Raw genomic sequence first — 4,889 nt, 5'->3', positions numbered from 1 at the left:
CGCACGCCGAACGGCGGCTCCTCGCCGCGCAGCAGCAGCGACAGCGCCCCGCCCCTGACCCGGCGCACCACCCCCTGCTGGGCCAGCTCGTCCAGGTCGCGCCTGATGGTCATCTCCGAGACGCCGTGCTCGGCGGCCAGTTCGGCGACCGAGACGCTGTCGTTGGTGCGCAGGGTGTTCATGATGGCTCGCAAACGTTCCACGTGTTCATACAAACACGACATATGTGCGCAATACAATGGGTGCATGCGTGCCAGCCGCCTCCTCTCGCTGCTCCTGCTCCTGCAGACGCGCGGCCACATGACCGCGCCCGAGCTGGCCGCGGAGCTGGAGGTGTCGGTCCGCACCGTCTACCGCGACGTCGAGGCGCTGTCGGCGGCCGGCGTGCCGGTCTACGCCGACCGGGGACCTGCTGGCGGCTACCAGCTGCTCGACGGCTACCGCACCCGCCTGAACGGGCTGACGGCCGAGGAGGCCTCGTCGCTGTTCCTGACGGGGCTGCCCGGACCGGCGGCCGAGCTGGGGCTGTCGGAGGTGGTGGCCACAGCGGAGCTGAAGCTGCTGGCCGCGCTGCCGCCCGAGCCGCGCTCGCACGCCTCGCGGATGCGTGAGCGGTTCCTGCTGGACGTGCCGAGCTGGTATCGCACGGCCGACGACGTGCCGCATCTGAGCGAGGTGGCCGAGGCGGTGTGGGAGCAGCGGCCGCTGCACATGACCTACCGGCGCTGGGGGCAGCAGGAGGTCGACCGGGTGGTGCACCCGTACGGGCTGGTGCTCAAGGGCGGGTCCTGGTACATGGTGGCCGTGCCGCAGGGCGGCAACCCCCGTACGTACCGGGTGGCGCGGATCCTGACGCTGGAGACGATGCCCGGCCGGTTCGCCCGGCCCGAGGAGTTCGACCTGGGCGGGTTCTGGCAGGACTACGCCAAGGAGTTCCGCGAGCGGATGTACACCGCCGAGGCCGTCATCAAGCTGGCCCCCGGCTATGGCGACCTGCTGGCGTACACGATGGGCTCCGACGTCGTGGGCGCCGCGCTGGCCGCCGCGGCAGAGCCCGATCCGGAGGGCTGGCTGACGCTCACGGTGCCCATCGAGTCGATCACGCACGCGCGCTGGCTGCTGCTGCGCATGGGGGCCGCCGTCGAGGTGCTCGGGCCGCCGGAGCTGCGGGTGGCGATGTGCGAGGCGGTCGCGGAACTGCACAAGATGTACGGCTGAGCCCGCCCACGCGATGCGCGGATAAACCAGGCGATATTCGGACGCGGTTCTGGGACCATGCCCGGCATGTATCTTCTAGCTTTCGCGGGCGCGTGCGTCCTGATCGCCATGGTGCCGGGGGTGAGCACGGCCATCATCCTGCGCCAGACGCTGCGCGCGGGCCGCGGTTCGGGCCTGGCCGCCACCCTGGGCAACGAGACGGGGATCCTGCTGTGGGGGCTGGCCGCCGCGTTCGGCCTGTCGGCGCTGCTGGTGGCCTCGCAGCTGGCCTACGACGTGATGCGGATCGTGGGCGCCGTGGTGCTGGTGGCGATGGGCGCGCAGTCCCTGTGGCAGGCCCGCAAGGGCTCCAAGCAGTCAGAGGGGGCGCCCAAAGGGGCGGTCGTGCCGGGCTGGCGCGCCCCTTACCTGGCGGGCGTCGGGACGTGCCTGGCCAACCCGAAGGCGGCGGTTTTCGCGATGTCGTTCCTGCCGCAGTTCGTCCCGCCGGGGCAGAACGTGCCGCTGACGCTCGTGACGCTGGCCGTGGTGTGGGTGCTGGTTGACCTGCTCTGGTACGGTCTGCTCGTCTGGATGGTCGCCAAGGCCAAGGCGTGGCTGGGCAGGCCCGCGGTGCGGCGGAGGCTGGAGCAGATCTCCGGCGTGGTACTGATCGGGCTGGGTGTGCGACTGGTGGTGGAGGCGCGATGACGATCTGGCATGCCGAGCGCGGCACGGGCGAGCCCGTGGTGCTGCTGCATTCGTCGGCGGCCGACTCCGGCATGTGGGACGCCCAGGTGGAGGCCCTGTCAGGCCGCTTCCGCGTGATCACGGTGGACCTCCGCTGGTACGGCCGCAGCGCCTTCCATTCGGACGGGCCCTACAGCGACGCGGGGGACGTGACCCGGGTGCTGGCCGAGCTGGAGGTGAGCCGCACGGCGGTGGTGGCGTCGTCGGGCGCGAGCGAGGTCGCGCTGGAGTTGGCCGCGGCCGGGCTCGCCGACCGGCTCGTGCTGCTCAACCCGGTCTCCACACTGCCGGCCACGGACGACGTGAAGGCGTACTGGGCGGAGGAGAACCGCCTGGTGGAACTGGGCGACGTCCAGGGGGCGGCCGAGCTGAACGCCCGCGTCCTGCTGGGGCCTGAGGCGACGCGGCAGGCGTTCGGGCGCGTGGTGGAGATGCAGCGGCACGCGTTCGAGGTGCAGTTGGCCGCAGATCCGGAGCCCGAGCGGGTGGGCGGGGAGGTCACGGCGGCGGAGATCGACGCTCCCGCGCTGGTGGTGGTCGGCGCGCACGATCTGCCGTACTTCGTGGCCAGTGCCCGTCACCTGGCCGGTGAGCTGCCCCAGGCGCGGCTGGTCGAGCTGGAGTGGGCCGGGCACCTGCCGGCCATGGAACGTCCCGAGGAGATCAACCGGCTGCTCCTGGATTACCTTTAGGGCATGACGAACGACCTGGCGACCCTCGTGAGACAGGCGCAGGACGACGATCCGCTGCTGGCACTGCACGCCACCACCGCGCTGCGCCGCGAGATCGAGCGTCTGGAGGCGGTCCAGGTGCGGCGTGCCAGGGTGGCGGGGCTGGCGTGGGCGCAGATCGCCGACGCGATCGGGGTCAGCAAGCAGGCCGTGCACAAGAAGTACGGCCGCCGCTAGTCCTTCCACTGGCCGGCGAACCAGCCCAGCGCGATGTTCCAGGAGTAGCCGCGCCGGATGCGCCCGGCCACGTCCGGGGGCAGCGTGTCCAGGCCGCGGTGCTCCAGCAGCACCTCGGTGCCGCCGTCGACCGGGCTGAAGGCCACCTCGATCTCCATCCGGCCGCCCTCGTGGATGAGGTCGGCCCAGACGAGGCGGTGCGGCGGCTCCCAGGCGATGATCTTGCCGATGTCGACGTGGCCGCCGCCGGACCACAACTCGCGCAGGTAGCCGTCCTGAAATCGGATGCCGACCGCGCGGGCCGGGTCGACCCAGCTGTGGCGGCCGCGTACGTACCAGCGGTCGATCTCGTCGGTGAAGATCCGGAACGCGGTCGCCGGATCGACCGGGACGGTGACGCCGGCCCGGACGGAGCTCACCGGCCCCGCTCCACGTGGTCCTTGAACGAGCCGAGCTGCTCGGTCCAGAACGCCTGCACCTGGTCCAGCCAGGCCTGCAGCGCGGCGAACGGCTCCTGGCGCAGCGTGTAGAGGCGCAGCCGGGCGTCGGCGCCGCCTGCCTCGGCACGTACGAGACCGCCCGCCCGCAGCACGCGCAGGTGCCTGCTGAGGGCGGGGGCGCTCATCTGCACGGCCTGCGCCAACTCGCCTGCCGGTCGCGGCCCTTCGCGCAGCAGGTCGATGACCTTGCGCCGGGTGGGGTCGGCGAGCGCGGCCAGCGTGGCGTCCACATCGTTAACGCTATCGTTAATTGTTGCCTGCTTTCGTTAGGCTGTTAATCTTTAACGATAGCGGCAATCATTGCGAAGACGCGTACGTGAGTGTCGCCACGGCCACTGTCGCCGGACCGCGCCGCCGGCTGCTTGAGCAGGCTCGGGGCCGTCATCGAGGGGCCGCCCACCTGGTCTACGAGCCGCCGTCGGCGGACCCGGCTGGGCGGCCCAGATCCTCGCCGCCCATCTCGACTCGCTGAAGACCTGATGCTGCCTGTTACGGTCGGCCCGAGGTCTGGCCGGTCGTGACTTGCGCTATGAAGCGTTTCAGCGCGTGCGGATTCCGAATCACGTGCAGCGTCGCATCACCGGCGTGAGTGGCGATCGCCGCGAGGAGAAGCGGTCGGCTCCGGCGTCGGTAGGCCCAGACCCAAAGCCAGAAGTCGGCGCGTTGCCGAGAGCGTCGGATCGCTCGCCAGGCGCAGCGCCAGAACGAGAAGTCCAGCAGGATGACGGTGTCCGCGGCTTGGAGCCGGACGTCGGGGACGTCGTAGGGACCGAGGTCGCCATCCATGATCCAAGCCGCGGCCTGTACGAGTTCACCTTGGATGGCGGCCCACCGGTCGGGAGCCGTCGCTTCAAGACCTGGTCGCCAGAAGTGCTTGTCCAGCTCGATGACGGGGAGCCCGGTGATTGCGCCCAGACGGGCCGCGAGGGTCGACTTTCCTGAACCGCCACGCCCCAGGATCACGACTCGTTTCATGGCTGTCATGGTTCCAGGCTTGTTTCCGGAACGCCCACCCCTTTTGACGGAGCGCCGCGGGTCGGTGTCATGCAGCGGCGTCGTGCCGTTCGACGAGATGGCCGTTCTGGAAGCGGGCTCCGGTCGACTTCATCAGCTAGCGACCCATGACAGCGACGCCGCAGAGGACGCCGGTGCCGCCACCGAAGCCCTCCCTTGATGGACGGACTGCCCCATGGGTCCCCTTCCTTGGGAGATCAACTCAGGTGCGCGCCAGAGCGGGCTAGCGGGTCACGGACCTCTTCCGACGCGAGCACGAGACGTACCTGCACGTCACGAACATCGCCGTGCCGATGGGCTTCGGCTGATGCCGTCAGGTCGACGGTCCTCCTCTTGCGAGGCTAGTCGGGGGCCTTGACGGTGGCGATGCCGAGGGTGCTGGTCATCGGCAGGAGCCCGGCCTCGAAGACCGCGCCGAGGAACGGGGAAGCGAGCTGAGCCAGGCGCTCGGCGCGTTCGTCGCCCAGCAGCCGCCACGGCTCGGCGGCCAGCTCGTCGGTCATCCGCTCCACCTGGTCGC

Annotated in this window: 8 protein-coding genes; 4 read left to right on the top strand and 4 right to left on the bottom strand. The window is 70.6% G+C overall.

The features are described 5' to 3' along the window. On the bottom strand, positions 1 to 182 hold a 182-nt coding region (locus AB0J09_RS56225; protein WP_360710746.1), incomplete at its 3' end, for a DeoR family transcriptional regulator. Positions 183 to 246: 64 nt separating this feature from the next. On the opposite strand from AB0J09_RS56225, the gene AB0J09_RS56220 reads away from it, so the two are divergent. The 4 genes from AB0J09_RS56220 to AB0J09_RS56205 all read left to right on the top strand — a co-directional run bounded on the left by AB0J09_RS56220 (position 247) and on the right by AB0J09_RS56205 (position 2,855). After that, entirely contained in the window at positions 247 to 1,218 is a 972-nt protein-coding gene (locus tag AB0J09_RS56220) for a WYL domain-containing protein (RefSeq protein ID WP_360710743.1), read from the top strand. Between the two features lie 66 nt (positions 1,219 to 1,284). Further along, the gene (locus tag AB0J09_RS56215) at positions 1,285 to 1,908 is read left to right on the top strand and encodes a LysE family translocator (RefSeq protein WP_360710741.1); all 624 of its coding nucleotides are present in this window, start codon (positions 1,285 to 1,287) and stop codon (positions 1,906 to 1,908) included. Further along, positions 1,905 to 2,639 carry an alpha/beta hydrolase gene (locus AB0J09_RS56210; RefSeq protein ID WP_360710738.1) on the top strand — a complete coding sequence of 245 codons (735 nt, stop codon included), beginning with the start codon at positions 1,905 to 1,907 and terminating at the stop codon, positions 2,637 to 2,639. Before AB0J09_RS56215 ends, AB0J09_RS56210 begins: the two co-directional genes overlap by 4 nt. A 3-nt stretch (positions 2,640 to 2,642) precedes the next feature. Next, positions 2,643 to 2,855, top strand: a complete 213-nt coding sequence (locus AB0J09_RS56205) for a hypothetical protein (RefSeq protein WP_345002864.1) — start codon at positions 2,643 to 2,645, stop codon at positions 2,853 to 2,855. Here the strand turns inward: AB0J09_RS56205 and AB0J09_RS56200 are convergent. From AB0J09_RS56200 to AB0J09_RS56190, 3 genes are all read right to left on the bottom strand, one after another. Further along, a complete protein-coding gene (locus AB0J09_RS56200; protein ID WP_360710735.1) occupies positions 2,852 to 3,274 on the bottom strand; it encodes an SRPBCC domain-containing protein in 423 nt (140 codons plus the stop codon). The genes AB0J09_RS56205 and AB0J09_RS56200 overlap by 4 nt on opposite strands. Next, on the bottom strand, positions 3,271 to 3,585 hold the full coding sequence (locus AB0J09_RS56195; RefSeq protein ID WP_360710733.1) for a metalloregulator ArsR/SmtB family transcription factor: 315 nt from the start codon (positions 3,583 to 3,585) through the stop codon (positions 3,271 to 3,273). Before AB0J09_RS56195 ends, AB0J09_RS56200 begins: the two co-directional genes overlap by 4 nt. Positions 3,586 to 3,844: 259 nt before the next feature. Then, complete coding sequence (locus tag AB0J09_RS56190) at positions 3,845 to 4,330, bottom strand: hypothetical protein (RefSeq protein WP_360710730.1); 486 nt, start codon at positions 4,328 to 4,330, stop codon at positions 3,845 to 3,847. Between the last annotated feature and the right edge of the window lie 559 nt (positions 4,331 to 4,889).

The sequence above is a fragment of the Nonomuraea sp. NPDC049784 genome (assembly GCF_040659615.1).
GTDB lineage: Bacteria > Actinomycetota > Actinomycetes > Streptosporangiales > Streptosporangiaceae > Nonomuraea.
This window is presented reverse-complemented; position numbering and strand designations above follow the sequence as displayed.

Bases quoted from the DNA above. Each gene is read 5' to 3' on its own strand.
- AB0J09_RS56220 (WP_360710743.1), top strand. From the start codon at position 247: ATGCGTGCCAGCCGCCTCCTCTCGCTGCTCCTGCTCCTGCAGACGCGC.
- AB0J09_RS56215 (WP_360710741.1), top strand. From the start codon at position 1,285: ATGTATCTTCTAGCTTTCGCGGGCGCGTGCGTCCTGATCGCCATGGTG.
- AB0J09_RS56210 (WP_360710738.1), top strand. From the start codon at position 1,905: ATGACGATCTGGCATGCCGAGCGCGGCACGGGCGAGCCCGTGGTGCTG.
- AB0J09_RS56205 (WP_345002864.1), top strand. From the start codon at position 2,643: ATGACGAACGACCTGGCGACCCTCGTGAGACAGGCGCAGGACGACGAT.
- AB0J09_RS56190 (WP_360710730.1), bottom strand. From the start codon at position 4,330: ATGAAACGAGTCGTGATCCTGGGGCGTGGCGGTTCAGGAAAGTCGACC.